Here is a 22651-nt window from a genome sequence, read left to right as displayed (position 1 = left end):
GGGCGACAACGTGGCCATGACGGTCAAGCTGCTGGCCCCCATCGCCATGGAAGAAGGCCTGCGTTTCGCCATCCGTGAAGGCGGTCGTACCGTCGGCGCCGGCGTCGTCGCCAAGATCCTGAAGTAATTCGGATCACTTAAGCAGCACACAACCAGCGAGGGCGGCCTCGTCGCCTTCGCCTCTCGTTCTTTAGGAAACGCCATGAAAAACCAAAAGATCCGTATCCGCTTGAAAGCCTTCGATTACAAGCTGATCGATCAATCGGCCGCTGAAATCGTCGATACCGCCAAGCGTACCGGCGCAGTTGTCCGCGGTCCGGTGCCGCTGCCCACGCGTATCCGTCGCTACGACGTCCTGCGCTCGCCGCACGTCAACAAGACGTCGCGCGACCAGTTCGAAATCCGTACGCACCAGCGCCTGATGGACATCGTTGATCCCACCGACAAGACCGTTGACGCTCTGATGCGTCTGGACCTGCCGGCCGGCGTCGACGTCGAAATCGCGCTGCAGTAATAAAGCGCTTCGGGCCTGCTACCTTCGCCGGCAGGCACGAAATAAAAATGGCCGCATCCCTCGGGAGTGCGGCCATTTTGTTTTGGAACCGCTGAGCACGACGCCCGGTTCCGGGCGGGCAGGGCGTCCAAACGTTTCCTTCCGGATTTTGTTAGCAGGCGCTCACTACCGGATTCAGCCCCAGCCAACGCCGCCAAGGCGGTCTGCTTATGCTGGCTGTGGTGAATTTGCCCTTTGCAGTGGCGCCGAAGCGCGCTAAGTGCTTGTGTCCACTGGAAAAAACGTGCTAATATGCGAAGCTTGCCATTTTGTGGCAAGAGCAACTATGGGAAAAAGAAAGGCGGCCCCCGCCGGAATTCGTACCAGGTTGAACATAGTCGTAGGGCAAAGGCCGTTACCTTTTGCCTGATTAGCCCCGACCAATCGCAGTCGGGAATGGAGAAAACGATGTCGAATTCGACACCCACGCCCGCCGCTCACCGGCTGGGGCTGGTGGGTCGCAAGGTCGGCATGACCCGCATTTTTACCGAGGAAGGTGAATCCATCCCGGTGACCGTGCTGGACGTGTCGAACAACCGCGTGACCCAAGTTAAGTCGCTGGAAACCGACGGCTACGCCGCGATCCAAGTGGCTTATGGCACTCGTCGTGCCTCGCGTGTGGCTCAGCCGCAAACGGGCCACTACGCCAAAGCCGGCGCTGAAGCCGGTAGCATCCTCAAAGAATTCCGCCTTGATCCCGCTCGCGCCGCTGAATTTGCGGCCGGTTCCGTGATCGCCGTGGAATCGGTGTTCGAAGCCGGCCAACAGGTCGACGTCACGGGCACCACCATTGGTAAAGGCTTCGCCGGTACCATCAAGCGTCACAACTTCGGTTCGCAGCGCGCGTCGCACGGTAACTCCCGTTCGCACCGCGTCCCGGGCTCGATTGGTCAAGCTCAAGATCCGGGCCGTATTTTCCCGGGTAAGCGCATGGCCGGTCACCTGGGTGATGTCACCCGCACCGTTCAAAACCTCGACGTCGTTCGCGTTGACGTTGAGCGCGGCCTGCTGCTGGTCAAGGGCGCTGTCCCCGGCCACGCTGGCGCCGACATCGTCGTGCGCCCGGCCATCAAGGCCCCGGCCAAGAAGGGAGCGTAAGTAAATGGATCTCAAGCTCCTGAACGACCAAGGTCAGGCCGCTGCTACGTTCAGCGCACCGGACACCATCTTCGGCCGTGACTTCAACGAAGCGCTGATTCATCAGATCGTGGTGGCTTTCCAAGCCAACGCCCGTTCGGGTAACCGCGCTCAGAAGGATCGCACTGAAGTCAAGCACTCGACCAAGAAGCCCTGGCGCCAGAAGGGTACCGGCCGCGCTCGCGCCGGTATGACTTCCTCGCCGCTGTGGCGTGGCGGTGGTCGGATTTTCCCGAACTCGCCCGAAGAAAACTTCAGCCAGAAGGTCAACAAGAAGATGTACCGCGCCGGGATCCGTTCGATCCTGTCGCAGCTCGCTCGCGAAGACCGCATCGCCGTCGTCGAATCGTTTGATCTGGCATCGCCCAAGACCAAGGACGCAGCTGCCAAGCTGAAGAGCCTGGGCCTGGACTCGGTCCTGATCATCACCGACAGCGTTGATGAAAATGTTTACCTCGCCACCCGCAACCTGCCGCACGTTGCTGTTGTCGAGCCCCGTTATGCCGATCCGTTGTCGCTGGTCCACTACAAGAAAGTGCTGATCACCAAGCCGGCCATCGCTCAACTCGAGGAGATGCTGGGATGAACGCTGAACGCTTGATGCAAGTCATTCTGGCCCCGATCGTGACCGAAAAGGCCACCTTCGTTGCCGAGAAGAATCAGCAAGTCGCTTTCCGTGTCGTGGCTGACGCTACCAAGCCGGAAATCAAGGCTGCCGTCGAACTGCTCTTCAAGGTGCAGGTCGAGTCCGTGCAGGTCCTCAACCGTAAGGGCAAAGTCAAGCGCTTTGGCCGATTCGTTGGCCGTCGTCGCAATGAGCGCAAGGCTTACGTGTCGCTCAAGGACGGCCAGGAAATCGACTTTGCGGAGGTGAAGTAAATGGCCCTCGTAAAAGTTAAGCCGACTTCGGCTGGCCGCCGTGGCATGGTGAAGGTTGTCAGCCCGAACCTGCACAAGGGTGAGCCCTACGCGCCGCTGCTGGAAAAGAAGACCCGTGGTTCTGGCCGTAACAACAACGGTCACATCACGATCCGTCATCGTGGCGGTGGCCACAAGCAGCACTACCGCGTCGTCGACTTCCGTCGCGACAAGGATGGCATCCCGGCAAAGGTCGAGCGTCTGGAATATGACCCCAACCGTACGGCGCACATCGCTCTGCTGTGCTACGCCGACGGCGAACGTCGCTACATCATCGCTCCGCGCGGTCTGGAAGTTGGCGCCACGCTGCTGTCGGGCGTCGAAGCCCCGATCCGCGCTGGCAACACGCTGCCGATCCGCAACATCCCGGTGGGTACGACGATTCACTGCGTCGAAATGCTGCCTGGCAAGGGTGCCCAGATGGTCCGTTCGGCCGGCGCTTCCGCCGTCCTGCTGGCTCGCGAAGGCATCTACGCTCAAGTGCGTCTGCGCTCGGGTGAAGTCCGCCGTGTGCACATCGAATGCCGCGCCACCATCGGTGAAGTCGGTAACGAAGAACACAGCCTGCGCCAAATCGGCAAGGCCGGTGCAATGCGTTGGCGCGGTGTCCGCCCGACGGTTCGTGGCGTTGCCATGAACCCGGTGGATCACCCGCACGGTGGCGGCGAAGGCCGTACCGGCGAAGCACGCGAACCGGTCAGCCCGTGGGGCACTCCGGCGAAGGGTTACAAGACCCGTCGCAACAAGCGGACGAACAATATGATCGTCCAACGGCGCAAGCGCAAGTAAGAGGCGAACACTATGTCACGTTCGATCAAGAAAGGCCCGTTTGTCGATGCTCACCTGATCAAAAAGGTGGACACGGCCGTCGCGGGCAAAGACAAGAAGCCGATCAAGACCTGGTCGCGTCGCTCCACGATCCTGCCCGAGTTCATCGGTCTGACGATCGCTGTGCACAACGGCAAGCAGCACGTTCCCGTTTACATCAACGAGAACATGGTCGGTCACAAGCTGGGCGAGTTCGCGCTGACCCGTACGTTCAAGGGTCACGCCGCGGACAAGAAGGCGAAGAGGTAAGCGATGGAAACTACTGCCATTATCCGTGGGGTTCACATCTCCGCTCAAAAGACCCGACTGGTTGCGGACCTGATCCGCGGCAAGTCCGTCTCGCAAGCGCTGAACATCCTCACCTTCTCGCCGAAGAAGGCGGCCGCCATCCTGAAGAAGGCTGTCGAATCCGCCATCGCCAACGCCGAGCACAATGACGGCGCCGACATCGACGAACTGAAAGTCACCACGATCTTCGTGGACAAGGCTCAGTCGATGAAGCGCTTCTCCGCTCGCGCCAAGGGCCGCGGCAACCGTATCGAGAAGCAGACCTGCCACATCACGGTCAAGGTCGGAGCTTAAGGAGTCACGATGGGTCAGAAAATTCACCCCACTGGGTTCCGTCTCGCGGTCACCCGTAATTGGTCCTCGCGTTGGTTCGCCGACGACAAGGCCTTCGGCTCGATGCTGGCCGAAGACATTCGCGTTCGCGAGTACCTGAAGAAGAAGCTCAAGAGCGCCTCCGTCGGTCGCGTGATCATCGAGCGTCCCGCCAAGAATGCCCGCATCACCGTCTACTCGGCTCGTCCGGGCGTGGTGATCGGCAAGCGTGGCGAAGACATCGAAAGCCTGAAGGCTGATCTGCAGCGTCTGATGGGCGTGCCTGTGCACGTCAACATCGAAGAAATCCGCAAGCCGGAAACCGATGCTCAACTGATCGCCGACTCGATCTCGCAACAGCTCGAGAAGCGCATCATGTTCCGTCGCGCGATGAAGCGCGCGATGCAGAACGCCATGCGTCTGGGTGCCCAAGGCATCAAGATCATGAGCTCGGGCCGTCTGAACGGTATCGAAATTGCTCGCACCGAGTGGTATCGCGAAGGCCGTGTGCCGCTGCACACCCTGAAGGCCAACATCGACTACGGCACCTCCGAAGCCCACACGACCTATGGCGTGATCGGCATCAAGGTCTGGGTCTACAAGGGCGACATGCTGGCCAACGGCGAATTGCCGCCGGAAACCGCTGCCCCGCGCGAAGAAGAACGTCGTCCGCGCCGCGCTCCGCGTGGTGATCGTCCGGACGGTGCTCGCACCGGTCGTCCGGGTGGTCGTGGTCGTGGTGGTCCCCGCAAGGCGGACGCTGCTCCGGCGCCTGAAGGAGAATAACCATGCTGCAACCCTCTCGCAGAAAGTATCGCAAAGAGCAGAAGGGCCGCAACACCGGTCTGGCGACCCGTGGTACCCACGTGTCGTTCGGCGAATTCGGTCTGAAGGCCACCGGCCGTGGCCGTCTGACCGCTCGCCAGATCGAAGCTGCTCGTCGTGCCATCAATCGTCACATCAAGCGTGGCGGCCGTATCTGGATTCGCATTTTCCCGGATAAGCCCATCTCGCAGAAGCCTGCCGAAGTCCGTATGGGTAACGGTAAGGGCAACCCGGAGTACTGGGTTGCTGAAATTCAGCCCGGCAAGGTGCTCTACGAAATGGAAGGGGTTAGCGAAGAGCTCGCGCGTGAAGCTTTCCGCCTGGCCGCTGCCAAGCTGCCGATTTCGACCACGTTCGTCGCGCGTCATATCGGTGCTTAAGGAGTACTAACATGAAAGCTAGCGAACTCCGTTCGAAAGATGCCGCCGAGCTCGGCAAAGAGCTCGAAAGCCTGCTGAAGGCACAATTCGGTCTGCGCATGCAGAAGGCCACGCAGCAACTGGCCAACACCAGCCAGCTGCGCAACGTGCGTCGCGACATCGCGCGCGTTCGTACCTTGCTGACCGAGAAGGCAGGGAAATAAAGATGAGCGAAACTCAAAACACCCAAGTGGCCAAGCGCCAGCGCACGCTGGTTGGCAAGGTCGTCAGCAACAAGATGGACAAGACTGTCGTCGTGCTCGTTGAGCGCCGCGTCAAGCACCCCATCTTCGGCAAGATCATCATGCGTTCCGCGAAGTACAAGGCGCACGATGAATCGAACCAGTACAACGAAGGCGATACGGTTGAAATCGCTGAAGGCCGTCCCATCTCGCGCTCGAAGTCGTGGCGCGTGGTGCGTCTGGTTGAAGCCGCACGTATCATCTAAGTAAAGCAGTACATCGGAACGGCGCGCCGTTCTGATATAAGACGGCAAGGGATCAAACCCTTGCCGTTTTTTTTCGCCCGGACCTTTTGCTTCGAACTAAGGAATCAGGACATCATGCGCGGTTTCATGAATGCGGCGCGGTTTGGCTTGTTGATGGCTTGCGCATGGATGGCGGCGCTGCCGGCCGCCGCTCAGACTGCCGCGCCGTCGGGACAGCAGCCATCGCCGGCGCAGGATCCTGCAGCCCAGGGCCGCGCCTTGCTCGACGCCGGTCCCGACGCCAGGGTACGCATGGACGGCCTGTCGCGCGATCACGCGGCGATCTTCGGCACTGAAGACTCGAATGAGCAGGCCTTGATGGACCAGGATCGGGCCATCGGGGAACGCAGGGAACAGATGCGGATGCTGGAGAAGCTCTTCAGCGAGAAGCCTGCGGCCGGATCGCATCCACCGACGATGATTCCATTGAAGCCGGGCGGCGACATGACCATGCCGGCTCTGACGCCGACCCCGTCCGGTTCGCAGCTGGACCGCGGCGCCCAGGACACGCGCCGCAGCCTGGATGACATGCAGCGGCGCGTCGACGGATTGCGGCGCGAGGCCGATGCGTTGGGGCAGCGTGGCCGCTGAGGGCCGGCCCCGTCAAGGGCGCCGCGCCAGTTCCCGCAACCGCCCCGCGATTCCCGTCGGGAAGTAATAGACCGACACCACGAACAGGATTCCCAGCCACAACAGCCACCGGTCTGGCTCGAACAGCAGCGCCAACGGCGCCACGCCCGACACCGCGTCGTGGATCACGTGGAGCCCATCTTGCAGATAGCTCTGCGCGAACACGAACAGGCTTGCGCCCACCACGGCGCCGTACATGGTGCCCATCCCGCCGATCACCAGCATCAGCAGAATGTTGAGCATGATCTCGAACGACAGCGAGGTATCCGGGCCGTTGTAGCGCAGCCAGAGCGCGTACATGGCGCCCGCAAGCGTGGCGAAGGCGGCCGCCAGCAGATTGGACAGGCTGCGGTAAAGCACCGTGCGGTAGCCGATGGCTTCGGCGCGGAACGGGTTCTCGCGTATGGCTTGCAACACCCGGCCGAAGGGCGAATTCACGATGCGCAGCAACAGCAGGAACAGCACCACGCAGACCGCTGCGATCAGGTAGTAGGTGATGACGCGGCCGTCCACCGTCACGCCGAAGATCTGCTCCGAGAAAGGCCGGAAGGCCGGCCGCAGCATCTGCGGCACCTTGAAGTTCAGCCCATCCTCGCCACCCGTCAGATCGGACAATTGCGACACCAGCGTCTGGAACGCCGCAGCGACGGCCAGGGTGATCATGGCGTAGAAGATCGCGCGCACGCGCAGGCTGGCCAGGCCGATCAGCAAGGCGAACGCAAGCGATACCACCAGGCCGCCGCCCAGGCCTGCGAACACCGCGGTCCAGCCCGGTTCCATGCGGATGCTGGCGATCGCCACGCCATACGCGCCGATGCCGAAGAACATGGTGTGCGCAAAGCTGACGATGCCGGTGTAGCCCAGCAGCAAGTCATAGCTCGCGACCAGGATCACGAACACCAGGATCTTCGCGGCCACCGCCAGCGACTTGGGACCGGGAAAGAGGAAGGGTGCGGCGGCAAGCAGGGCCACGATGGCGATAAGCGCCAGGGCCAGCAGCGTGCTGCGCGGAGGATCGCCGGAAAGCAGGCGTACGGACATGTCGGCGGTTCCTAGCGATTCGTGACCGGGTACACGCCTTGGGGACGCCACAGCAAGATGGCGACCATCAGCGCGATGTTCGAGAACAGGGCGGCCTTGGGCAGCAGGAAGCCGGTGTAGTTGGCCATCAGCCCCACCAGCAGCGCGCCGATCAGGCAGCCCACAGTGGAGCCCAGGCCGCCGATCATGATGACGATGAAGATCAGCACGTTGACCTGCGCGCCCAGCTGCGGCACGACCGATTGCTGGTACATGCCCCATAGCACGCCGCCCAGTCCCGCCAGCATCGAGCCGGCCACGAACACGCCGACGAACAGATGACGGATGCGGTAGCCCAGGCTTTCCACCATCTCGCGGTCCTCGACGCCAGCGCGGATCAGAAGGCCCAGCTTGGTTCGGTTGAGCAGCCACAGCATGCCGGCCAGCACCAGCAGGCCCGTCAGCAGGGCGACAATGCGGAACTTCTCGATGGCGGCATCGCCCAGCAGGAATGCGCCGCGCAGCGCCTCGGGCAGCGGCAGGGAAATCGTCTGCGGACCCCACAGCATCTTGATGATCTCCTCGCCGATGATCATGCCGCCCATGGTGATGAGGATCTGCTTCAGATGCTGGCCGTAGACAGGCCGCACGATGACGCGTTCGAACGCCAGGCCCACTGCGCCCGCGACCAGCATGCCGACGATCATGGCGGGCAGCACCGCGCCCAGGTTGATCCACAAGCTGCCCGACTGGGTCCAGTCGGCCATGGAGCCCAGCACGGTTGCGGCCATGTACGCGCCGATTGCGATGAACAGGCCGTGGCCGAAGTTCAACACGTCCATCAGGCCGAAGACCAGCGTCATGCCCGAGGCCACGATGAAGATGATCATGCCCATGGCCAGCCCCGCCAGGGTCAGGGTGACCCAGGTGGAGAAGGAACCCACCAGGGGCAGGGCAAGTGCGGCCAGCGCGACCACCAGCAGCACGGGGCGCAGGTCCGCGCGCACGCGCGGCAGCGGGGTATCGAGTTCGAGCGTGCTCATTGATGGCTTCCCAGCGACAGGCCCAAGAGGCGCGTCTGTAGTTCATCGTCCGCGGCCAGTTCGGCCATGCCGCCTGCATGGACGACGCGGCCGTTGTCCATCACGGCGACGTGGTCGCCGACCAGGCGCGCGAAGTTGAAGTTCTGCTCGACCAGCAGGATGGTGGTGGACGCCTGCTTCAGTTCAATGAAGGCGTCGATCATGTTCTGGATGATGGCGGGCGCCAGGCCTTTGCTGGGCTCATCCACCAGCAGCAGCCGGCGCGGCTCGATGATGGCGCGCGCCACGGCCAGCATCTGCTTTTGACCGCCCGACAGCTTGCCGGCGGGATGTAGCCAGAACTTCTTCAATGCCGGAAAGAACCCGAAAATCCATTCCAGCCGCGCCGTATCCAGCTGGCTGGCGTTCCTGGCTTGGCGCGCCGCGAGCAGGATGTTCTCCTTCACGGACAGGTCGGCGAAGATGCCCATGCTTTCGGGCACGTAAGCCATGCCCATGCGTGCCATGTCGGGCGGCGAGGTGCGCGTGCCCGGGCCGCCGACGGGCGTGCCGTCAAAGCTCACCTGGCCTTGCGATGCGCGCCACAATCCCATGATGGTGCGCAGCGTGGTGGTCTTGCCGGCGCCGTTGCGGCCCAGCAGCATGGTCACGGCCGCCGGCGCGACCGTCAGGTCCACGCCGTGCAGGATGTGGTACGCGCCGATGTGCGTGTGCACGTTCTTCAATTCCAGCAACGCCTGCGTCATGCCGCCTTCTCCGCCGGGCTCACGCCCAGATAGGCCTGCTGCACGATGGGCGAGGCGATCACCGCCGCCGGGTCGCCGTCGGCCATCAGCTGGCCGTTGTGCAGCACCACGATGCGGTCCGCCAGTTCGCGCACCACGTCCATCTTGTGCTCCACGAGCAGAATCGTTTTCGTCGGATCGTTCTTGAGTTCGCGGATCAGGTCCAGCACGACGGGCACGTCGTCCACGCTCATGCCTGCCGTCGGTTCGTCGAACATGAAAACCTGCGGCTCCAGCGCGATCAGCATGGCGATCTCCAGCTTGCGCTGGTCGCCGTGCGGCAAGTCGGCGGCAGGCTGGTCACGGCGCGCGGACAGGCGGGTGCGTTCCAGCAGCGCGTCGGCGCGTTCGATCAGGCCCCGGTCGTCGCTCCAGGTGCGCCAGAACCGGATCTGGCGCCAGCTCATGCCTTGCTGGCGCGATTGCAGGGCCAGGCGCACGTTCTCATGCACGCTCAGGCGCGGGAACAGCTGGGTCAGCTGAAAGGCACGCCCCAGTCCCGCATGCATGCGGGCGGGGGCGGCCAGCGGGGTCAGGTCGCGCCCGTTCAGGCGCACCGTCCCGGCGCTGGCGCGCAGCTGCCCGGAAATAAGATTGAAGTAGGTGGTCTTGCCCGCGCCGTTTGGGCCGACTATGGCGGTCAGGGTGCCAGGCGCAAAGCTGCAGCTGACTTCATTGACCGCCACGTGTCCGCCGAAACGGATCGTGAGCGATTGGGTTTCCAGCATGGATGGGCTACGCGCTCAGCGTTTGTTCTGGATCGGCACCGACATCTGGTCCGGCGTGATTTCCTTGACCAGGTCCTGCACCGCCCACGGCACCGACGGATCGTTCTTGATGCGGAAGTGGTACATGGATTGCATGGCCTGGTGGTCTTCGGGACGGAAGGTCATCTTGCCCTTGGGCGTGTCGAAGCTCATGCCTTCCATGGCCTTGATCAGCGTGTCGGTATCGGAGTCGCCCTTGGTCTTGGCCAGCGCGGTGGCGATCGCGATGCCCGAGGCCATGCCGCCTGCGGTGAAGAAGTCCGGCGGCTGGCCGTAGCGCTTCTGGTGTTCCGCCACCAGCCAGTCGTTGATCGGATTCTTGGGGATGCCGTAGTAGTAGTAGGTGGCGCCTTCCATGCCCGCCAGCGACTTCAGCGGCGTCATCGCGGCCAGCGTGTTGCCGCCCGTGGCGATCTCGATGCCGAAGCGCTTGGGGTCCAGGTCGGCGATCTTGAACGGGTTGCCCGCGCCCGCCCACAGGATGAAGATGATCTTGCGACCCGGCTTGTCCTTCAACGCATCGAACAGGCGCTGCGCACCGGCGGTGAAGTCGGTGGCGTTGGCGGGCAGGTATTCCTCGTGCACGATTTTGGCGTTCTTCAAGGCGCCCTTGAACGCCTTCACGCCGTCGCGGCCGAAGGCATAGTCCTGCGCCAGCATGGCAATCGAGGTGCCGGCCTGGTCGAAGGCAACCGCGTTGGCGATGGCGTCCTGCGACGAGTTGCGGCCGGTGCGGAAGATGTACTTGTTCCACTTGTCGCCCGTGATCGAATCCGCCACCGCGGGTTCGACCAGCAGGATCTTTTCGTACTCCTCGGCGATGGGCAGCATGGCCAGCGCGACGCCGGAAGAGGTGGGGCCGACGGCGATGTCGGCGTTGTCGTCCGCATAGGCCGAGGCCAACTGCGCGCGCGCCACGTCGGGCTTGCCCTGGTTGTCCTTTTCGATGACGCGGATCTTGCGCCCGGCGACCGTCATGGTGCCCTGCGTCGCATACTCCAGCCCCAGCATCAGGCCGTTCTGGGTTTGCTTGGCGTAGGCCTCCAGGGGGCCGGTCTTGTCGTAGACGTGGGCCACGACGAAGTCTTTCGCCGCGATGGCGGAATTCATGCAGAGGCCGGCGAGCGCGGCGAGCAGGACGCGTTTCATGGGTATCTCCTGTTATTGGGGGCGGTCAGCCGCCGTGTGGTCCGGCGTGGCAAGGAACTGGCGGATGGCGTCGATCTGCGCAGCGACATTGAGAGCAGGGGCGTGGCCGCAATCGGGGAAGTCGATGCGCTGCGCGCGCGGCCCGCGGCGGGTCATGGCGTCGGCGACTTCGGGCAGCAGCAGGTCCGAATCGGCGCCGCGCAGCAACAGCAGCGGCATGCGCAGCGAGTCGTAACCATTCCAGCGGTCGTAGTCCCGCGGGTGGTTGCTGAACTGGCCGACGATGGCCGGATCGTAGTGCAGGGTGATCCGGCCGTCCGGCAGCCGGCGCACGGATGTTTCTGCCATACGGCGCCATTGCTCGTCGCTCTGCCAGCCGTAGGGCTTATAGGCGACGCGCAGCCAGGCTTCGAGTTCGGTGACCGTATCGAAGGCCGGCGGCGCGCCGACATAGGCCACGATGCGGTCGATGGCGGCCTGCGGCAGTTCGGGCCCGATGTCATTGACGACCAGGTGCGAGATCCGGTCGCGCAGGGTCGTGGCGGCAGCGTGCATGCCGGTGGCGCCACCCATGGACGTCCCCACCCAGCGCACGCGATCCAGCGACAGCCCGTCCGCAAGGGCGCGGGCCAGCGTTGCATAGAAGTCGAGCTGGTACTCGGCGACCGGGTCGGGGCTCCATTGCGACAGGCCGCGGCCGATCGCGTCCGGGCAGATGATGCGGTAGTCGTCCGCCAGCGCCTGCGCCAGGTCGTCGAAGTCGCGGCCAGTGCGGGCCAGGCCATGCCACATGATGACGGGGGGCGCGTCCGCGGCGCCCCATTCGGTGTAATGCAGCTCGCGGCCTGCGCAGCGCAGATAGCGCGAAGCCGGCGCGTGGCGGCCGGCTGGTGCGGGCGCTGGTGCCATGAGTCTCCTCCCGGGTTGTCCAGGTTGTGTGCTTATCGGGCTGAATATAGACTTGCGCCAAGCGCGCCTTCAAGGCGCCGGACACCCCGCAGCAGGGTGAGTCAAGAATATGTAGACGCAGGATCACGAGCGCCCGGCCGCGGCGCAGGCGTCCAAGGAGACCGAACCATGTCCGATACGGAATTCGCCATTTCGGCCAGCGCTGGCGCTGACCGGCGCGACGAATGGCGCGCGGCGTTGTCGCACGCGTTCGGTCCCTTCGAGGTGCATGGCGGCCGGCCCGACAATTTCGCCGGACATGTGCGCTACGCGCGGCGGGGCAGCCTGCAGTTCAACGACCTCCATTACCAGGGACAGAAGCTGGAGCGCACCGCCGGCAACGTGTCGCGCCTGGATCAGGAGTTCTATACCTTCGGCCTGCCGCTGGCGGGACCTCTGGTTGTGCAGCAGCAGGGGCGGGAGTTCCAGGTCGAACCCGGCTGCGTCTATCTGATGAACCAGAGCCTGCCCTACCAGGCCACGGCACAGGGCGCTGCGGGGTACCGCAGCCTGAGCGTGTCTTTTCCGCGCAGCGCGCTATTGCAGCGCGATTCCCGCGTCGGCGCCTTCTACAAGCTGCGCGTCGACGACGGTTCGCCGCGCGGCGCTTTGCTGGCCAGCTACATGGACCACTTGTTCAAAGGCGTGGACGGCTGGTCGGATGTCGAGGCGGCGGAACTGGGCGAGCGCCTGATCGACCTGATCGTGCTGTTTCTGGTGCAATCAGGGCAGGGGCATGCATCGGAGTCGGACAGCAGCGTCACGCTGGCGCATCGGCAGCGCGTGCTGGCCTACATCCGCCAGCATCTGGCGGATCCCGCGTTGTCGCCGCAGCAGGTGGCTCAGGGCTGCGGCTTGTCGGTGGCCTATCTGCATCGCATCCTGCGCGCGGGCGGCCTGTCGGTGGAATCCTTCATCTTCGACCAGCGGCTCGACAAGTGCCGCGAGCTTTTGTTGAGTCCGCAGCACAGCCACCGCAGCATTGCCGAACTGGCCTATCAAGTGGGCTTCTCGCATCCCTCGCATTTCAGCCGACTGTTCAAGCGCCGCTTTGGCATGACGCCGCGCGATTTGCGGGCAAGTTCCTGAGCGGCCTTCTGCCGCGGACATCCCGGCCCGGTTCTCCAGGCATGAGGCAAAAAAAAGCCCCGCAGAAATCCTGCGGGGCTTTGTTGTCACTGCCAGGTCAGATGTGCGTGATGAACTTCGTGACCAGGTAGCCGTCGAACGTTTCCAGACCGCCTTCGCTGCCGATGCCGCTGTCCTTGATGCCGCCGAAGGGCGTCTCGGCCAGGGCGCTGCCGAAGTGGTTGATGTTGACCATGCCGGCTTCAAGGCCGTTGGAGACCTTGGTGGCCGTCTGCAGCGAGTTCGTGAACACGTAGGACGACAGGCCGAAGGGCAGGCTGTTCGCGCGGCGCAGCACTTCATCGGTATCCGTGAAACGGACCACCGGCGCGACCGGGCCGAAGGGCTCCTCGGTCATCAGCATGGAGTTGTCGGGCACTTCGGTCACGACCGTGGGGGCGAAGAAGAAGCCCTTGCGGTCCAGCGGGCCGCCGCCGACCACCACCTTGCCGCCGTGCTTCTTGGCGTCGTCGATGAAGGCGCTCATGGCGGGGACGCGGCGCTCGTGCGCCAGCGGGCCCATGTCGGTGCCGGCTTCCAGGCCGTCGCCGACCTTGATGTTCTTCAGCACTTCGGAGAAGCGCGCGAGGAACTGCTCGTAGGCGCCGTTCTGGACATAGAAGCGGGTCGGCGACACGCACACCTGGCCGGCGTTGCGGACCTTGAACTTGGCCAGCATGGTGGCGGCGCGGTCGATGTCGGCGTCGTCGAACACCAGCACGGGCGAGTGGCCGCCCAGTTCCATGGTGACGCGCTTCATGTGGGCGCCGGCCAGCGCGGCCAGCTGCTTGCCCACCGGCACGGAGCCGGTGAACGACACCTTGCGCACGATGGGCGAGCGGATCAGGTAGTCGGAGATCTTGGCGGGTTCGCCCCAGACGATGTTCAGGCAGCCCTTGGGCAGGCCGGCGTCGTGGAACATGCGCGCAATGGCCATGACGGCGCTGGGCGAGTCCTCGGGACCCTTCAGCACTACCGTGCAGCCGGCGCCGATGGCGGCGGCGATCTTGCGGATGGCCTGGTTGTACGGGAAGTTCCAGGGCGTGAACGCGGCGCAGACGCCGATGGGTTCGCGCACCACGATCTGGCGCACGTCAGGATTGCGCGGCGGGACAACGCGGCCGTAGATGCGGCGGCATTCCTCGGCGTGCCAGTCGGCGTGTTCGGCGCAGGAGGTGACTTCGCCCACGGCTTCGGCCAGCGGCTTGCCCTGGTCCAGCGTCATGTTGCGGCCGATTTCCTGGGCGCGTTCGCGCGACAGCGTCGCAACCTTGCGCAGGATGGCCGAGCGGTCCATGGGAGAGGATTTCTTCCACGACTCGAACGCGCGCTGGGCGGCGGCTAGCGCGCGATCCAGATCCGCTTCGGTGGCGTGGGGCAGCTGGCCGAGAACTTCCAGCGTGGCCGGGTTGATGACGTCCTGGGTGCGCCTGCCCTCTCCGGCGACGAATTCGCCGTCGATATACAGCGCCAACTGTTCATACATGCCTGTCTTCCCTTGCGAAATAGGAGTGGATAGCGATCACTGTCGCCCACGCCAGTCTAAACCAGCTTGTCCGCGGCGGGGAGGGCCAATGCCCGGCGGCGCCTTGGAGCCAATCTGCTGGCGCAAGTCTTGCGTGCCCGCGCCGGCATGGACAAAATGGTGCATCTTTGGCTGTCTATCCGGCTACCTATTGTGCAACCCCTCGATGCGCGTCCGCCCAGCAAGCCCAGTTTCTACTCGCGCACCTTTTTCCGTTTCATAGACTGGTTGCGCAACCGGATCGCCCAGGCCTCGCTGGTCGGCGACCGTCCCATTTTCGACAATGGCCAGTTTCCCTGGGTCGCCGCGCTCGAGGCCCAGGCGCCCGCCATCCGCGCCGAGTTGGCCGGCCTGCTCTCCGAACGCCAGCACCTGCCCGCCTTCCATGAAATCTCTCCGGACGTGGGCCAGATCACCTCGGACGACCAATGGAAGACTTTCGTCTTCATGGGCTACGGCCTGCGCTCCGAGCGCAATCTGGCGCGCTGTCCGGCGACCGCCCGGGCGCTGCAGGGAATTCCGGGCATCCGCACGGCGTTCTTCTCCATCCTGGAGGCCGGCAAGCGCATCCCGCTGCACACGGGCCCGTACAACGGCGTCCTGCGCCTGCACCTGGGACTGGTGGTACCGGAACCGGCCGAGCAATGCTGGATCGAGGTCGGGGGCGAGCGTTACAGTTGGCGCGAAGGGCAGGCGGTGGTGTTCGATGACCTGTACCCGCACCAGGTCCATAACGACACCGCCGGACTGCGCGCCGTGCTCTTCGTGGACTTCGAGCGTCCCTGCCGCGCTCCGGTAAAATGGCTCAACCGCCTGGTGCTCATGGCTGCCCCCTTCACGGACGAAATCCGTCGCGGCAAGGCCAACCACGATGCCTGGGAGAAGGGCTACTACCGCCAGAAATAGGGGGCGGATAGCCTCGGTTCACCCCGGTCAAGGGGAAAGCGTGGCTTTTGTGGGTTATCCACACAAAGTGCTTGCGCTCAAAAATTAACCACGTTAGAATTATCAGCTTTCCCAGATTGTCGATCGAGTTGGCCCGCGCCTATGCAGGTTAGCCCGACGTGTTGGGGGAATACCCGCAGGATTTCAACCCAGGGTCGTTGCGTTGCCAACCAGTTGCGTGAGTAGGGCGAAAGCTCCAGACATGCCAACACAAAAGCAGGGCGGCAGACCTGACGGGACCAAAACTGGCAGGAATTGCAGTGTTCCCTTGTTGGGAAAACCGTATTTCCAGTTAAGTTGGAACAGGAAAAATCATGATCCAAATGCAGACCACGCTGGATGTGGCCGATAACACTGGTGCGCGTCATGTCATGTGCATTAAGGTGCTCGGTGGCTCCAAGCGCCGTTATGCCGGTATCGGCGACATCATCAAGGTGAGCGTCAAAGATGCGGCTCCGCGCGGACGCGTCAAGAAAGGCGAAATTTACAATGCCGTGGTGGTTCGTACCGCCAAGGGCGTGCGCCGTAAAGACGGTTCGCTGATTCGTTTCGGTGGCAATGCCGCCGTGTTGCTCAACGCCAAGCTGGAGCCCATCGGCACCCGCATCTTCGGACCCGTTACGCGTGAACTGCGTACCGAGAAGTTCATGAAGATCGTGTCGTTGGCCCCGGAAGTGCTGTAAGGAGCCCTACGATGAACAACATTCGTAAAGGCGACGAAGTCATCGTCCTGACCGGCCGCGACAAGAAGCGTCGCGGTACCGTGCTGGCGCGCGTCGATGCCGACCACGTTCTGGTCGAAGGCGTCAACGTCGTCAAGAAGCACGTGAAAGCCAACCCGATGGCTAACAACCCGGGCGGGATTGTCGAAAAGACCATGCCGATTCACATCTCGAACGTCGCGCTGTTCAACCCGGCCACCGGCCGTGGCGATCGCGTCGGCGTGCAAGAAGTCGAAGGCCGCAAGGTTCGCGTGTTCCGTTCCAATGGTGCCGTTGTCGGCGCCAAGGCGTAAGGGGCGATAGACATGTCTCGTTTGCAAGATCTCTACAAGAGCAAGGTCGCTGCCGACCTGCAAGCCAAGTTTGGCTACAAGAGCACGATGGAAGTGCCGCGCATCACCAAGATCACCCTGAACATGGGTGTGTCGGAAGCGGTGTCGGACAAGAAAGTCATCGAGCACGCTGTTGGCGACCTGACCAAGATCGCCGGCCAGAAGCCCGTCGTGACGAAGACCAAGAAGGCTATCGCCGGGTTCAAGATCCGCGAAAACTACCCGATCGGTTGCATGGTCACGCTGCGCGGTCAACGCATGTACGAATTCCTGGATCGCCTGGTGGCGGTTGCGCTGCCTCGCGTGCGCGACTTCCGCGGCATCTCGGGTCGTGCGTTCGACGGCCGTGGCAACTACAACATCGGGGTGAAAGAGCAGATCATTTTCCCCGAAATCGAGTACGACAAGATCGACGCGCTGCGTGGGCTGAACATCAGCATCACCACCACCGCGAAGACCGACGAAGAAGCCAAGGCGCTGTTGACGGCCTTCAGCTTCCCGTTCCGTAACTAAGGGGCTGATGACGTGGCTAAACTTTCCCTCATCAATCGCGACATCAAGCGCGCCAAGCTGGCTGACAAGTTCGCCGCCAAGCGCGCTGAGTTGAAGGCGATCATCGACGACCAGTCGAAGACCGACGAAGAACGTTACCAAGCTCGGCTCAAGCTGCAACAGCTGCCGCGCAATGCCAACCCGACGCGTCAACGTAACCGTTGCGTGGTCACCGGTCGTCCGCGCGGCGTGTTCCGCAAGTTCGGCCTGACGCGCCACAAACTGCGTGAAATGGCGATGAAGGGTGAAATCCCCGGCATCACCAAGGCCAGCTGGTAGGAGAAACAATATGAGCATGAGCGATCCCATCGCCGATATGCTGACCCGCATTCGCAATGCGCAGCAAGTGGACAAAGTTACGGTGAGCATGCCCTCCTCGAAGCTGAAGGCGGCCATTGCCGCTGTGCTGAAGGACGAAGGCTACATCGACAGCTTTGAAATCAAGGGCACCCAGGCCAAGCCTGAGCTCGAGATCACCCTGAAGTACTACGCTGGCCGTCCGGTCATCGAGCGCATCGAACGCGTTTCGCGCCCCGGTCTGCGTATCTACAAGGGCCGTACCAGCATTCCTCAGGTCATGAACGGCCTGGGCGTGGCTATCGTTTCGACCTCGCGCGGCGTCATGACCGACCGTAAGGCTCGCGCCAACGGCGTCGGCGGCGAAGTGCTGTGCTACGTGGCCTAAGGAGAAATTCGAATGTCACGTATCGCTAAGTATCCGGTCGAACTGCCCAAGGGTGTTGAAGCCAACATCCAGCAGGATCAGATCACCGTCAAGGGCCCGCTGGGCTCCCTGACCCAAGCCCTGACCGGCGACGTCACGATTGCGTTGGACAACGGCAAGCTCACGTTTGCCGCCGCCAACGACAGCCGTCACGCCAACGCCATGTCGGGTACCGTGCGCGCTCTGGTGGCCAACATGGTCACGGGCGTGAGCAAGGGCTTCGAGCGCAAGCTGACCCTGGTCGGCGTGGGTTACCGCGCATCGATCCAAGGCGACGCCGTTAAGCTGCAGCTCGGTTTCTCGCACGACGTTTTGCACCAGTTGCCGGCCGGCATCAAGGCCGAGTGCCCGACCCAGACGGAAATCGTCATCAAGGGCGCCAACAAGCAAGTCGTCGGTCAGATGGCCGCTGAAATCCGCGCGTACCGCGAACCCGAACCCTACAAGGGCAAGGGCGTGCGTTACTCGGACGAACGCGTCGTCATCAAAGAAACCAAGAAGAAATAACGGCGCACGCAAGGACGAATCATGGACAAAAAAGTTTCCCGTTTGCGTCGTGCGGTTCCGACCCGCCGGAAGATCAACGAGCTGCGCGTTCATCGCCTCTCGATTTTCCGCTCGAACCAGCACATCTACGCCAACATCATTTCGCCGGAAGGCGATCGCGTTTTGGTCAGCGCCTCGACGGTCGAAGCCGAAGTGCGCGCGCAACTGTCCGGCCAGTCCGGTCAGGGCGGCAACAAAGCCGCTGCGTCGCTGGTCGGCAAGCGCGTGGCCGAAAAGGCCAAGGCTGCCGGTATTGAACTGGTCGCTTTCGATCGCTCGGGCTTTCGTTACCATGGCCGCGTGAAAGCGCTGGCCGATGCCGCGCGTGAAGCCGGCCTGAAGTTCTAAGCGAGGATCTGTCAAATGGCTAAAGTACAAGGCAAGAACGCCGCGGAAAAAGAGAACGATGACGGCCTCCGCGAAAAGATGATCGCGGTCAACCGCGTGAGCAAAGTGGTCAAGGGTGGTCGCACCATGAGCTTTGCCGCGCTGACCGTGGTTGGCGATGGCGATGGCCGCATCGGCATGGGTAAGGGCAAGGCGCGTGAAGTGCCGGTGTCCGTTCAGAAGGCTATGGAACAGGCCCGTCGCGGCATGTTCAAGGTCGCTCTGAAGAACGGCACGCTGCACCACACCGTGGTTGGCAAGCATGGCGCCGCTACCGTGCTGATCTCGCCCGCTGCTGAAGGTACCGGCGTTATCGCCGGCGGCCCGATGCGCGCTATTTTTGATGTGATGGGTGTGCGTAACGTGGTTGCCAAGAGCCTGGGCTCGAGCAACCCCTACAACATGGTTCGCGCCACGTTGAACGGCCTGCGCGCCTCCATGACCCCGGCTGATGTTGCTGCCAAGCGCGGCAAGTCGGTCGAAGAAATCCTGGGGTAAATCATGGCTCAGAAGCAGATCAAAGTGACCCTCGTGCGCTCGGTGATCGGTACCAAGCAATCGCACCGTGACACGGTTCGCGGTTTGGGCTTGGGCCGTATCAACAGCAGCCGCGTGCTGGTCGATACGCCCGAGGTGCGTGGGATGATCCGTAAGGTGGATTATCTCGTTTCCGTCTCGGAAGCCTAAGGAATCACCATGTCGGATATGCAACTTAATTCGCTGAAGCCCGCTGAGGGCAGCAAGCACGCCAAGCGCCGCGTCGGCCGTGGCATCGGTTCAGGTCTGGGTAAGACCGCCGGCCGTGGTCACAAGGGTCAGAAGTCGCGTTCGGGCGGTTTCCATAAGGTTGGCTTCGAAGGCGGTCAAATGCCGCTGCAGCGTCGCCTGCCCAAGCGTGGTTTCACCCCGCTCGGTCAGCACCTGTACGCCGAAGTCCGTCTGTCGGACCTGCAAGCCCTGCCCATCGACGAAGTCGACGTGCAAGTGCTGAAGGCCGCTGGCGTGATTGGCCAGGCGGTTCGTTTCGCCAAGGTCATCAAGTCGGGTGAACTCTCGCGCAAGGTCGTGCTCAAGGGCATTACCGCGACGGCCGGCGCTCGCGCCGCCATCGAAGCCGCGGGCGGCTCGCTTGCTTGATCACGAGGTGACGAGTGGCTAACGCGCAGGCATTGGGCAAAACCGGAGCACGGTACGGCGATCTGAAGCGCCGCCTCGTGTTCCTGGTGCTCGCCCTGGTGGTTTACCGTTTGGGTACACACATCCCCGTGCCGGGCATCAACCCGGATGCGCTGGCGGACTTGTTCCGTCAGAACCAGGGCGGGATCCTGGGCCTGTTCAACATGTTCTCGGGCGGGGCGCTCTCGCGCTTCTCGATTTTTGCCCTGGGGATCATGCCGTACATTTCGGCATCCATCATCATGCAGCTTATGTCTGTGGTGGTGCCGTCGCTGGAATCGCTCAAGAAAGAGGGCGAAGCCGGCCGTCGGAAGATCACCCAATACACCCGCTACGGCACGGTCGTGCTGGCGCTGGTGCAGGCTGTGGGCATTTCGGTAGCGTTGGAGTCCCAGCAGGGACTGGTGATCGATCCGGGCATGCTGTTCCGCTTTACGACCGTCGTGACCTTGGTCACCGGCACCATGTTCGTCATGTGGCTGGGTGAGCAAATCACGGAACGTGGTCTGGGCAACGGGATTTCCATCCTGATCTTCGCAGGTATCGTTGCGGGTCTGCCCGCGGCGCTGGCTGCACTGTTGGACCTGGTCCGCACCAACTCGATGTCCGTGCTTTCGGCACTGTTCATCGTGGCTCTGGTGGTGCTGGTTACCGCTTTTGTGGTGTTCGTGGAACGCGGACAGCGCAAGATCACGGTGAACTACGCCAAGCGTCAGGTCGGCAACAAGGTCTACGGTGGTCAAAGCTCGCATTTGCCGCTGAAGCTGAACATGGCAGGGGTGATTCCGCCGATCTTCGCATCGTCGATCATTCTGTTCCCGGCCACGATCACGAGCTGGTTCTCCAGCAGTGAGAACATGCGCTGGCTTAGCGACCTGGCTGCGGCCCTGTCGCCTCGTCAACCGCTCTACATCACGCTGTACTCGGTCGCGATTATTTTCTTCTGCTTTTTCTACACGGCTCTGGTGTTCAACAGCCGCGAAACGGCGGACAACCTGAAGAAGAGTGGTGCGTTTGTTCCGGGCATCCGTCCGGGCGAACAAACAGCGCGCTACATCGACAAGATCCTGATGCGTCTGACGCTCGCAGGTGCCATCTACATCACGTTGGTGTGCCTGTTGCCGGAATTCTTGGTGATGCGCTGGAACGTTCCTTTCTACTTCGGTGGTACGTCCCTGTTGATTATTGTGGTGGTGACGATGGATTTCATGGCGCAGGTTCAGGCCTACATGATGTCTCACCAGTACGACTCGTTGCTCAAGAAGGCTAACTTCAAGGGCGCGGGTTTGCCGATGCGGTAAGCAAAAGAATGTCCAAGGACGACGTCATTCAGATGCAAGGTGAGGTTCTTGAGAACCTCCCGAACGCGACATTTCGCGTCAAGCTCGAAAACGGCCACGTGGTGTTGGGCCATATTTCCGGCAAGATGCGTATGCATTACATCCGGATCCTGCCGGGTGACAAGGTCACAGTGGAGCTCACGCCCTATGACCTGACGCGAGCCAGGATAGTTTTCCGCTCCAAATGAGCGGAACCGGATTACGGAAAATTAGGAGTCAACCATGAAAGTAATGGCATCGGTTAAGCGGATCTGCCGCAACTGCAAAGTTATCAAACGTCACGGCGTGGTGCGCGTTATCTGCACCGACCCGCGTCACAAGCAGCGTCAAGGCTAACTCGGGTTAGCGACTACGCAACGGATTTATTCAAGGAACAGTCATGGCCCGTATTGCTGGCATTAACATTCCGCCGCAACAGCACGCCGAGATCGGCCTGACCGCCATTTTTGGCATCGGTCGTACGCGCGCTCGCAAGATTTGCGAAGCGGCAAACGTACCCTTTGACAAAAAGGTCAAGGATCTGAGCGACGCTGAATTGGAACGCGTCCGCGAACATGTTGGTTTGTTCACGGTTGAAGGCGACCTGCGTCGTGAAGTACAGCTCTCGATCAAGCGTTTGATCGACCTGGGAACCTACCGCGGCATGCGTCACAAGCGCGGTTTGCCCGTGCGCGGCCAGCGCACTCGCACCAACGCCCGCACCCGTAAGGGCCCGCGTCGTGCTGCTGCGTCCCTGAAGAAATAATCGAGGAACTGGATTATGGCGAAAGCTTCCACCAGCGGCGCTTCGCGCGTGCGCAAAAAGGTCAAGAAGAACGTCTCGGACGGCATCGCGCACGTTCACGCGTCGTTCAACAACACCATCATCACCATCACCGATCGTCAGGGCAACGCGCTGTCGTGGGCCACGTCGGGCGGTGCTGGCTTCAAGGGTTCGCGCAAGTCGACCCCGTTCGCCGCGCAGGTCGCTGCTGAAACGGCTGGCCGCGTTGCGCTGGAGTACGGCATCAAGACGCTGGAAGTGCGCATCAAGGGCCCCGGCCCTGGCCGCGAATCGTCGGTCCGCGCTCTGAACGCGCTGGGCATCAAGATTTCGTCCATCGCCGACATCACGCCCGTTCCGCACAACGGCTGCCGTCCGCCGAAGCGTCGTCGTATCTAAAGG

General features: G+C 62.5%; 36 protein-coding genes and 1 pseudogene. 30 read left to right on the top strand and 7 right to left on the bottom strand.

Going from position 1 to position 22651, the window contains the following annotated elements:
- The 13 genes and pseudogenes from IB268_RS22780 to IB268_RS22720 all read left to right on the top strand — a co-directional run.
- Window positions 1-127 (top strand): annotated as a pseudogene (locus tag IB268_RS22780) (elongation factor Tu); the annotation flags it as partial.
- A 75-nt stretch (window positions 128-202) separates the two neighbouring features.
- Entirely contained in the window at window positions 203-514 is a 312-nt protein-coding gene (rpsJ, locus tag IB268_RS22775; RefSeq protein ID WP_003806903.1) for a 30S ribosomal protein S10, read from the top strand.
- A 447-nt stretch (window positions 515-961) separates the two neighbouring features.
- On the top strand, window positions 962-1651 hold the full coding sequence (gene rplC / locus IB268_RS22770; protein WP_008168945.1) for a 50S ribosomal protein L3: 690 nt from the start codon (window positions 962-964) through the stop codon (window positions 1649-1651).
- 4 nt (window positions 1652-1655) lie between these two features.
- Complete coding sequence (gene rplD / locus IB268_RS22765; protein ID WP_013397019.1) at window positions 1656-2276, top strand: 50S ribosomal protein L4; 621 nt, start codon at window positions 1656-1658, stop codon at window positions 2274-2276.
- Window positions 2273-2569, top strand: a complete 297-nt coding sequence (gene rplW / locus IB268_RS22760; RefSeq protein ID WP_006216557.1) for a 50S ribosomal protein L23 — start codon at window positions 2273-2275, stop codon at window positions 2567-2569. The genes rplD and rplW overlap by 4 nt, the downstream gene beginning before the upstream one ends.
- A complete protein-coding gene (gene rplB, locus IB268_RS22755; protein ID WP_054457285.1) occupies window positions 2570-3397 on the top strand; it encodes a 50S ribosomal protein L2 in 828 nt (275 codons plus the stop codon). It abuts the gene before it with no gap.
- 12 nt (window positions 3398-3409) lie between these two features.
- On the top strand, window positions 3410-3685 hold the full coding sequence (gene rpsS / locus IB268_RS22750; RefSeq protein ID WP_006216555.1) for a 30S ribosomal protein S19: 276 nt from the start codon (window positions 3410-3412) through the stop codon (window positions 3683-3685).
- Window positions 3686-3688: 3 nt separating this feature from the next.
- On the top strand, window positions 3689-4018 hold the full coding sequence (gene rplV, locus IB268_RS22745; protein ID WP_043541551.1) for a 50S ribosomal protein L22: 330 nt from the start codon (window positions 3689-3691) through the stop codon (window positions 4016-4018).
- A gap of 9 nt (window positions 4019-4027) precedes the next feature.
- Window positions 4028-4822, top strand: coding sequence for a 30S ribosomal protein S3 (rpsC, locus tag IB268_RS22740; protein WP_042795906.1), 795 nt, complete (start codon window positions 4028-4030; stop codon window positions 4820-4822).
- Between the two features lie 2 nt (window positions 4823-4824).
- Complete coding sequence (gene rplP, locus IB268_RS22735) at window positions 4825-5241, top strand: 50S ribosomal protein L16 (RefSeq protein ID WP_006389610.1); 417 nt, start codon at window positions 4825-4827, stop codon at window positions 5239-5241.
- 11 nt (window positions 5242-5252) lie between these two features.
- Window positions 5253-5444, top strand: a complete 192-nt coding sequence (rpmC, locus tag IB268_RS22730; RefSeq protein ID WP_003806912.1) for a 50S ribosomal protein L29 — start codon at window positions 5253-5255, stop codon at window positions 5442-5444.
- A 2-nt stretch (window positions 5445-5446) separates the two neighbouring features.
- Window positions 5447-5728 (top strand): 30S ribosomal protein S17, encoded by a 282-nt coding sequence (rpsQ, locus tag IB268_RS22725; RefSeq protein WP_006216549.1) that lies wholly within the window; start codon window positions 5447-5449, stop codon window positions 5726-5728.
- 114 nt (window positions 5729-5842) lie between these two features.
- On the top strand, window positions 5843-6358 hold the full coding sequence (locus tag IB268_RS22720) for a hypothetical protein (protein ID WP_119449750.1): 516 nt from the start codon (window positions 5843-5845) through the stop codon (window positions 6356-6358).
- Window positions 6359-6370: 12 nt separating this feature from the next.
- On the opposite strand, the gene IB268_RS22715 is transcribed toward IB268_RS22720, so the two are convergent.
- Genes IB268_RS22715 through IB268_RS22690 form a run of 6 tightly spaced genes read right to left on the bottom strand, consistent with a single transcriptional unit; the run spans window position 6371 to window position 12070 of the window.
- On the bottom strand, window positions 6371-7438 hold the full coding sequence (locus IB268_RS22715) for a branched-chain amino acid ABC transporter permease (RefSeq protein WP_054457281.1): 1068 nt from the start codon (window positions 7436-7438) through the stop codon (window positions 6371-6373).
- 11 nt (window positions 7439-7449) lie between these two features.
- Entirely contained in the window at window positions 7450-8460 is a 1011-nt protein-coding gene (locus IB268_RS22710) for a branched-chain amino acid ABC transporter permease (RefSeq protein ID WP_054457279.1), read from the bottom strand.
- Window positions 8457-9206 carry an ABC transporter ATP-binding protein gene (locus IB268_RS22705; protein ID WP_054457277.1) on the bottom strand — a complete coding sequence of 250 codons (750 nt, stop codon included), beginning with the start codon at window positions 9204-9206 and terminating at the stop codon, window positions 8457-8459. The genes IB268_RS22710 and IB268_RS22705 overlap by 4 nt, the downstream gene beginning before the upstream one ends.
- A complete protein-coding gene (locus tag IB268_RS22700; RefSeq protein WP_054457275.1) occupies window positions 9203-9973 on the bottom strand; it encodes an ABC transporter ATP-binding protein in 771 nt (256 codons plus the stop codon). Before IB268_RS22700 ends, IB268_RS22705 begins: the two co-directional genes overlap by 4 nt.
- A gap of 15 nt (window positions 9974-9988) precedes the next feature.
- Complete coding sequence (locus tag IB268_RS22695; protein WP_013397011.1) at window positions 9989-11161, bottom strand: substrate-binding domain-containing protein; 1173 nt, start codon at window positions 11159-11161, stop codon at window positions 9989-9991.
- A 12-nt stretch (window positions 11162-11173) separates the two neighbouring features.
- A complete protein-coding gene (locus tag IB268_RS22690; RefSeq protein WP_054457271.1) occupies window positions 11174-12070 on the bottom strand; it encodes an alpha/beta fold hydrolase in 897 nt (298 codons plus the stop codon).
- Between the two features lie 168 nt (window positions 12071-12238).
- Between IB268_RS22690 and IB268_RS22685 the strand changes: the two genes are divergently transcribed.
- Window positions 12239-13198: a helix-turn-helix domain-containing protein gene (locus IB268_RS22685; protein WP_054457269.1), complete on the top strand. Its 960-nt coding sequence runs from the start codon at window positions 12239-12241 to the stop codon at window positions 13196-13198.
- A 97-nt stretch (window positions 13199-13295) separates the two neighbouring features.
- Here IB268_RS22685 and IB268_RS22680 read toward each other — a convergent pair whose 3' ends face one another.
- Window positions 13296-14723, bottom strand: a complete 1428-nt coding sequence (locus tag IB268_RS22680) for an NAD-dependent succinate-semialdehyde dehydrogenase (protein WP_054457266.1) — start codon at window positions 14721-14723, stop codon at window positions 13296-13298.
- Window positions 14724-14915: 192 nt separating this feature from the next.
- Here IB268_RS22680 and IB268_RS22675 point away from each other — a divergent pair, with 192 nt between their 5' ends.
- The 16 genes from IB268_RS22675 (at window position 14916) to rpsK (ending at window position 22648) form a co-directional block, all read left to right on the top strand.
- Window positions 14916-15668, top strand: a complete 753-nt coding sequence (locus IB268_RS22675; RefSeq protein WP_125470774.1) for an aspartyl/asparaginyl beta-hydroxylase domain-containing protein — start codon at window positions 14916-14918, stop codon at window positions 15666-15668.
- Window positions 15669-16021: 353 nt separating this feature from the next.
- Window positions 16022-16390, top strand: a complete 369-nt coding sequence (gene rplN / locus IB268_RS22670) for a 50S ribosomal protein L14 (protein WP_006216531.1) — start codon at window positions 16022-16024, stop codon at window positions 16388-16390.
- Window positions 16391-16401: 11 nt separating this feature from the next.
- On the top strand, window positions 16402-16722 hold the full coding sequence (gene rplX / locus IB268_RS22665) for a 50S ribosomal protein L24 (RefSeq protein WP_006389623.1): 321 nt from the start codon (window positions 16402-16404) through the stop codon (window positions 16720-16722).
- 12 nt (window positions 16723-16734) lie between these two features.
- Complete coding sequence (rplE, locus tag IB268_RS22660; protein ID WP_054457265.1) at window positions 16735-17274, top strand: 50S ribosomal protein L5; 540 nt, start codon at window positions 16735-16737, stop codon at window positions 17272-17274.
- 12 nt (window positions 17275-17286) lie between these two features.
- Window positions 17287-17592, top strand: a complete 306-nt coding sequence (rpsN, locus tag IB268_RS22655; RefSeq protein WP_006216527.1) for a 30S ribosomal protein S14 — start codon at window positions 17287-17289, stop codon at window positions 17590-17592.
- 10 nt (window positions 17593-17602) lie between these two features.
- Window positions 17603-17998 carry a 30S ribosomal protein S8 gene (rpsH, locus tag IB268_RS22650; RefSeq protein WP_006216525.1) on the top strand — a complete coding sequence of 132 codons (396 nt, stop codon included), beginning with the start codon at window positions 17603-17605 and terminating at the stop codon, window positions 17996-17998.
- A gap of 12 nt (window positions 17999-18010) precedes the next feature.
- A complete protein-coding gene (gene rplF, locus IB268_RS22645) occupies window positions 18011-18544 on the top strand; it encodes a 50S ribosomal protein L6 (protein ID WP_054457262.1) in 534 nt (177 codons plus the stop codon).
- Between the two features lie 21 nt (window positions 18545-18565).
- A complete protein-coding gene (rplR, locus tag IB268_RS22640) occupies window positions 18566-18931 on the top strand; it encodes a 50S ribosomal protein L18 (RefSeq protein WP_054457260.1) in 366 nt (121 codons plus the stop codon).
- 15 nt (window positions 18932-18946) lie between these two features.
- Window positions 18947-19468 (top strand): 30S ribosomal protein S5, encoded by a 522-nt coding sequence (gene rpsE / locus IB268_RS22635; protein WP_013397003.1) that lies wholly within the window; start codon window positions 18947-18949, stop codon window positions 19466-19468.
- Window positions 19469-19471: 3 nt separating this feature from the next.
- Window positions 19472-19657, top strand: coding sequence for a 50S ribosomal protein L30 (gene rpmD, locus IB268_RS22630; RefSeq protein ID WP_006216520.1), 186 nt, complete (start codon window positions 19472-19474; stop codon window positions 19655-19657).
- Window positions 19658-19666: 9 nt separating this feature from the next.
- Complete coding sequence (rplO, locus tag IB268_RS22625; protein ID WP_059379401.1) at window positions 19667-20107, top strand: 50S ribosomal protein L15; 441 nt, start codon at window positions 19667-19669, stop codon at window positions 20105-20107.
- A gap of 14 nt (window positions 20108-20121) precedes the next feature.
- Entirely contained in the window at window positions 20122-21447 is a 1326-nt protein-coding gene (secY, locus tag IB268_RS22620; protein WP_013397001.1) for a preprotein translocase subunit SecY, read from the top strand.
- A gap of 8 nt (window positions 21448-21455) precedes the next feature.
- Window positions 21456-21674 (top strand): translation initiation factor IF-1, encoded by a 219-nt coding sequence (gene infA / locus IB268_RS22615; RefSeq protein ID WP_003806927.1) that lies wholly within the window; start codon window positions 21456-21458, stop codon window positions 21672-21674.
- A 34-nt stretch (window positions 21675-21708) separates the two neighbouring features.
- Window positions 21709-21822 (top strand): 50S ribosomal protein L36, encoded by a 114-nt coding sequence (gene rpmJ / locus IB268_RS22610; protein ID WP_003806928.1) that lies wholly within the window; start codon window positions 21709-21711, stop codon window positions 21820-21822.
- A gap of 43 nt (window positions 21823-21865) precedes the next feature.
- Window positions 21866-22231, top strand: a complete 366-nt coding sequence (gene rpsM, locus IB268_RS22605; RefSeq protein WP_008168996.1) for a 30S ribosomal protein S13 — start codon at window positions 21866-21868, stop codon at window positions 22229-22231.
- Between the two features lie 15 nt (window positions 22232-22246).
- Entirely contained in the window at window positions 22247-22648 is a 402-nt protein-coding gene (gene rpsK, locus IB268_RS22600) for a 30S ribosomal protein S11 (RefSeq protein WP_006216516.1), read from the top strand.
- Window positions 22649-22651 lie beyond the last annotated feature (3 nt).

It is taken from the genome of Achromobacter sp. ACM01 (assembly GCF_014851745.1).
GTDB classification, from domain to species: Bacteria; Pseudomonadota; Gammaproteobacteria; order Burkholderiales; family Burkholderiaceae_B; genus Achromobacter; species Achromobacter aegrifaciens.
This window is presented reverse-complemented; position numbering and strand designations above follow the sequence as displayed.

Coding starts and splice junctions, on each gene's coding strand:
- rpsJ (WP_003806903.1), top strand. CDS start 203: ATGAAAAACCAAAAGATCCGTATCCGCTTGAAAGCCTTCGATTACAAG.
- IB268_RS22695 (WP_013397011.1), bottom strand. CDS start 11,161: ATGAAACGCGTCCTGCTCGCCGCGCTCGCCGGCCTCTGCATGAATTCC.
- rpmJ (WP_003806928.1), top strand. CDS start 21,709: ATGAAAGTAATGGCATCGGTTAAGCGGATCTGCCGCAACTGCAAAGTT.
- rpsS (WP_006216555.1), top strand. CDS start 3,410: ATGTCACGTTCGATCAAGAAAGGCCCGTTTGTCGATGCTCACCTGATC.
- rplW (WP_006216557.1), top strand. CDS start 2,273: ATGAACGCTGAACGCTTGATGCAAGTCATTCTGGCCCCGATCGTGACC.
- rpmD (WP_006216520.1), top strand. CDS start 19,472: ATGGCTCAGAAGCAGATCAAAGTGACCCTCGTGCGCTCGGTGATCGGT.
- rplR (WP_054457260.1), top strand. CDS start 18,566: ATGGACAAAAAAGTTTCCCGTTTGCGTCGTGCGGTTCCGACCCGCCGG.
- IB268_RS22710 (WP_054457279.1), bottom strand. CDS start 8,460: ATGAGCACGCTCGAACTCGATACCCCGCTGCCGCGCGTGCGCGCGGAC.
- rplB (WP_054457285.1), top strand. CDS start 2,570: ATGGCCCTCGTAAAAGTTAAGCCGACTTCGGCTGGCCGCCGTGGCATG.
- rpsQ (WP_006216549.1), top strand. CDS start 5,447: ATGAGCGAAACTCAAAACACCCAAGTGGCCAAGCGCCAGCGCACGCTG.
- rplP (WP_006389610.1), top strand. CDS start 4,825: ATGCTGCAACCCTCTCGCAGAAAGTATCGCAAAGAGCAGAAGGGCCGC.
- IB268_RS22705 (WP_054457277.1), bottom strand. CDS start 9,206: ATGACGCAGGCGTTGCTGGAATTGAAGAACGTGCACACGCACATCGGC.
- rplO (WP_059379401.1), top strand. CDS start 19,667: ATGTCGGATATGCAACTTAATTCGCTGAAGCCCGCTGAGGGCAGCAAG.
- rpsC (WP_042795906.1), top strand. CDS start 4,028: ATGGGTCAGAAAATTCACCCCACTGGGTTCCGTCTCGCGGTCACCCGT.
- IB268_RS22680 (WP_054457266.1), bottom strand. CDS start 14,723: ATGTATGAACAGTTGGCGCTGTATATCGACGGCGAATTCGTCGCCGGA.
- rplE (WP_054457265.1), top strand. CDS start 16,735: ATGTCTCGTTTGCAAGATCTCTACAAGAGCAAGGTCGCTGCCGACCTG.
- IB268_RS22720 (WP_119449750.1), top strand. CDS start 5,843: ATGCGCGGTTTCATGAATGCGGCGCGGTTTGGCTTGTTGATGGCTTGC.
- rpmC (WP_003806912.1), top strand. CDS start 5,253: ATGAAAGCTAGCGAACTCCGTTCGAAAGATGCCGCCGAGCTCGGCAAA.
- IB268_RS22690 (WP_054457271.1), bottom strand. CDS start 12,070: ATGGCACCAGCGCCCGCACCAGCCGGCCGCCACGCGCCGGCTTCGCGC.
- rplF (WP_054457262.1), top strand. CDS start 18,011: ATGTCACGTATCGCTAAGTATCCGGTCGAACTGCCCAAGGGTGTTGAA.
- rpsK (WP_006216516.1), top strand. CDS start 22,247: ATGGCGAAAGCTTCCACCAGCGGCGCTTCGCGCGTGCGCAAAAAGGTC.
- IB268_RS22700 (WP_054457275.1), bottom strand. CDS start 9,973: ATGCTGGAAACCCAATCGCTCACGATCCGTTTCGGCGGACACGTGGCG.
- rplN (WP_006216531.1), top strand. CDS start 16,022: ATGATCCAAATGCAGACCACGCTGGATGTGGCCGATAACACTGGTGCG.
- rplC (WP_008168945.1), top strand. CDS start 962: ATGTCGAATTCGACACCCACGCCCGCCGCTCACCGGCTGGGGCTGGTG.
- rpsH (WP_006216525.1), top strand. CDS start 17,603: ATGAGCATGAGCGATCCCATCGCCGATATGCTGACCCGCATTCGCAAT.
- rpsE (WP_013397003.1), top strand. CDS start 18,947: ATGGCTAAAGTACAAGGCAAGAACGCCGCGGAAAAAGAGAACGATGAC.
- rpsM (WP_008168996.1), top strand. CDS start 21,866: ATGGCCCGTATTGCTGGCATTAACATTCCGCCGCAACAGCACGCCGAG.
- infA (WP_003806927.1), top strand. CDS start 21,456: ATGTCCAAGGACGACGTCATTCAGATGCAAGGTGAGGTTCTTGAGAAC.
- rplD (WP_013397019.1), top strand. CDS start 1,656: ATGGATCTCAAGCTCCTGAACGACCAAGGTCAGGCCGCTGCTACGTTC.
- rplV (WP_043541551.1), top strand. CDS start 3,689: ATGGAAACTACTGCCATTATCCGTGGGGTTCACATCTCCGCTCAAAAG.
- IB268_RS22685 (WP_054457269.1), top strand. CDS start 12,239: ATGTCCGATACGGAATTCGCCATTTCGGCCAGCGCTGGCGCTGACCGG.
- IB268_RS22715 (WP_054457281.1), bottom strand. CDS start 7,438: ATGTCCGTACGCCTGCTTTCCGGCGATCCTCCGCGCAGCACGCTGCTG.
- rplX (WP_006389623.1), top strand. CDS start 16,402: ATGAACAACATTCGTAAAGGCGACGAAGTCATCGTCCTGACCGGCCGC.